Source organism: Rhodococcus sp. T7 (assembly GCF_009872365.1).
In the GTDB taxonomy this organism is placed as follows: domain Bacteria; phylum Actinomycetota; class Actinomycetes; order Mycobacteriales; family Mycobacteriaceae; genus Rhodococcus_F.
In genome coordinates this window covers 2,535-2,987 of the sequence record NZ_WXYH01000389.1, presented here as the reverse complement: position 1 = coordinate 2,987, position 453 = coordinate 2,535, and the positions used below count along the sequence as shown (strand labels likewise).

The following is a 453-nucleotide window of genomic DNA, read 5'->3' as shown; positions in this document are numbered from 1 at the left end:
CCTGGGGCCTGTTCCCGCTGCTGTTCGCCACCGCCGACCTGGGCGCCGGCCAGATCGGGCTGCTGTTCGCCCTCTACCCCGGCGTGTGGGGCGCCGGCCAGTTGGTCACCGGCGCCCTGTCCGACCGCATCGGCCGCAAACACCTGATCACCGCCGGCATGGCCCTGCAAGCTGCCGCCCTCGCCCTGATCGCCGCCTCAGACGCCTTCCTCGGGTGGGCCGCAGGCACTGTGCTGCTCGGAGCCGGCACCGCCATGGTCTACCCCACCCTGCTCGCCGTGATCGGCGACGTCGCGCACCCGGCCTGGCGCGGCCGCGCCGTCGGGATCTACCGGGTCTGGCGCGACAGCGGCTACGCCGTCGGCGCCATCGCCGGCGGCATCGTCGCCGACCTGATGGGCATGCACGCCGCCGTCTGGGCGGCCGCCGCCGTCAGCGGCGCCTGCGCCCTCG

1 protein-coding gene is annotated in these 453 nt (G+C 75.5%); it reads left to right on the top strand.

All coding sequences use genetic code 11. The annotated features are described in order from the left end of the window. A partial coding sequence (locus MLGJGCBP_RS43920) for an MFS transporter (protein WP_160104001.1) occupies nucleotides 1-453 on the top strand: 453 nt, incomplete at both ends.